Annotated in this window: 2 protein-coding genes and 1 pseudogene; all 3 read right to left on the minus strand. The window is 70.4% G+C overall.

Translation table 11 applies throughout. The features are described from left to right. A pseudogene (locus tag HKK72_RS38355) lies at positions 1–218 on the minus strand (hypothetical protein); the annotation flags it as partial. Positions 219–314: 96 nt separating this feature from the next. Next, on the minus strand, positions 315–1,001 hold the full coding sequence (locus tag HKK72_RS38360; protein ID WP_315987659.1) for an HAD family phosphatase: 687 nt from the start codon (positions 999–1,001) through the stop codon (positions 315–317). Positions 1,002–1,148: 147 nt separating this feature from the next. Further along, positions 1,149–2,768: vitamin B12 dependent-methionine synthase activation domain-containing protein (locus HKK72_RS38365; RefSeq protein WP_187239283.1), on the minus strand; the 1,620-nt coding region annotated here is incomplete at its 5' end.

Below are 2,768 nucleotides of genomic sequence, written 5' to 3' on the forward strand. Positions count from 1 at the left end.
AGCCCGAGAAGCACGATGCCGGCCCACTTCACCGGGCTGAAGACCAGATCGGTCGCCCAGGCGGTGAGGCCGGTGAGGTAGGCGGCCATCGGCACCAGCGACCACGCCGTACCGCGGATGGCCGAGGCGGCGCCGCGGCGGCGGTAGGCCCGCCAGCTGCCGGCGAGCCCGAGCAGCGTGACGCCGAGACTGACCGCGAACAGAAAGAAGTCGTCCATGGCCGTAGCCTCCGCTCTCACGCCGGTATGCCTCTATCGTCGCATCCTCGGCGCGGCGCCCGATCCTCCGTACGGACGGTTCCGCACGGCTCGCTCTCATCCCAGCGTGGTAGCCGATCCCCTAAGGGTGACCAGAGCGGCGAGTCTCCGCAGGTCAAGATCGCACAACGATTCCACCACCAGCCGGCCCGGAGCGGTGGGGACGGCGACGACGCTGGGCACCGCGACGGCGACGCAACCGGCCGCCTCGGCCGCGGTGATGCCGCTCAGGGAGTCCTCGAGCGCCACGCAGCGCTCCGCGGCGACTCCCAGCAGGCGGGCCGCGGTGAGGTACGGCTCCGGATGCGGCTTGGGGCTGGACACCTCGTCCCCGGCCACGGTGACGGTGAAGTGCCCGCGGCCGATGCCGTCGAGGGCGAGTTCCATGACCCGCCGGTGGGTGGAGGACACCAGCGCCGTGGGCAGCCCGGCCGCCCCGACCTCCGCCAGCAGCGCCTCGGCACCGGGCAGCATGGGCACCTCGCCGCGCAGCCGGTCCGCCATGCCCTCGAGCAGACGCCGGCCCACCTCGTCCGGGGAGGCCACCGGCCCGCTGAGCGACAGCATGTAGGCGACGGTCCGCGACAGCGACCCGCCGACGAGGCGTTCCTGGTGTTCCGGACCCCAGCCGCCGCCCAGCCAGGCCATGACCTCGCTCTCGACCTCCATCCAGATCCGTTCGGAGTCGACCAGCAGGCCGTCCATGTCGAACAGGACCGCCTGCAGGCACCCGTTGCCGTCCACGCGCCTCCCTTGCCTCTCGATGTCAGGACCACGGATCGTACGGTGACGGCGCCGGGCGCCGTCCCTCGCGCCGTGGCAGCGCTCAGGGGTCGAAGCAGAGCGCGCTCAGGGGTCGACCAGGAGCGCTCAGAAACTGGAGCGGAGCGCTCAGGTGTTGAAGTAGTTCGCCTCGGGGTGGTGCGCGATGAGGGCGTCGGTCGCCTGCTCGGGCACGAGCTGGAACTCCTCCGACAGCGTGACGCCGATCCGCTCCGGCTCGAGCAGCCGGACGATCTTGGCTCGATCCTCAAGGTCCGGGCAGGCCGCGTAGCCGAAGGAGTACCGGCAACCGCGGTAGTTCACCTTGAGGATGTCGTCGAGACCGTCGGGGTCCTGCGCGCCGAAGCCGATCTCCGAGCGGACCCGCGTGTGCCAGTACTCCGCGAGCGCCTCGGTGAGCTGCACCGACAGGCCGTGCAGCTCGAGGTAGTCGCGGTAGGCGTTCCGCTCGAACAACTCCGCGGTGGCGGCGCTGACCTTGGCGCCGACCGTGACGAGCTGGAAGCCCACCACGTCGATCTCACCGGACTCGCGGGGGCGGTAGAAGTCGGCCAGGCACAGATGGCGGTCGCGGCGCTGACGGGGGAAGGTGAAGCGTTCGCGCTCGGACCCGTCGTCGTGGAGCACGACGAGGTCGTCGCCCTCGCTGACGCACGGGTAGTAGCCGTACACGACGGCCGCCTCGATCAGTCCCTCGGCCTGGGCCCGGTCGAGCCACATCCGCAGCCGCGGCCTGCCCTCGGTCTCCACGAGCTCCTCGTAGGTCGGGCCGTCCCCGCCCCGGGTCGGCTTGAGACCCCACTGGCCGAGGAAGGTGGCGCGCTCGTCGAGGAACGACACATAGTCCTTCATGGGGATGCCGCGGACGATCCGGTCGCCCCAGAACGGCGGCTCGGGCACCTTGTTGTCCGTCGCGACGTCGGACCGGGCGGGCATGTCCTCGGGCGCGGTGACCTGGAGCCTCGCACCGGTCTTGACCCGGCGTTCGCGCAGCGGAGGGAGCTTGGCGCCGGCCTCGCCGCGTTTCACCGCCATGAACGCGTCCATGAGCCGCAGGCCCTCGAACGCGTCTCTGGCGTAGCGCACCTGGCCGTCGTACAGCTCGGCGAGATCCTGCTCGACGTAGGCCCGGGTCAGCGCCGCACCGCCGAGGAGCACGGGCCACCGGCCGGACAGACCACGTGAGTTGAGCTCCTCGAGGTTCTCCTTCATGATCACAGTGGACTTGACCAGGAGGCCGGACATGCCGATCACGTCGGCGCCGTTCTCCTTGGCGGCGTCGAGGATCGCCGACATCGGCTGCTTGATGCCGAGGTTCACCACGTCGTAGCCGTTGTTGGACAGGATGATGTCGACGAGGTTCTTGCCGATGTCGTGAACGTCGCCCTTGACGGTGGCGAGCACGATGCGGCCCTTGCCGTCGTCGTCGGTCTTCTCCATGTGCGGTTCGAGATGGGCGACGGCGGTCTTCATGACCTCGGCCGACTGCAGCACGAAGGGGAGCTGCATCTGCCCCGAGCCGAACAGCTCGCCGACGGTCTTCATGCCCTGCAGCAGGACATCGTTGATGATCTCCAGCGCGGGGCGGTCCGCCAGCGCGGCGTCGAGGTCCTCGCGCAGGCCGTGCGCCTCGCCGTCCACGATGCGCCGCTTGAGCCGCTCCCAGAGGGGCAGCGCGGCCAGTTCCTCGGCGCGCGACTGCCGCAGCGCCTTGGCGTCCACGCCCTG

Origin of the sequence: Actinomadura sp. HBU206391 (assembly GCF_014323665.1) — a bacterium.
Lineage (GTDB): Bacteria > Actinomycetota > Actinomycetes > Streptosporangiales > Streptosporangiaceae > Actinomadura_C.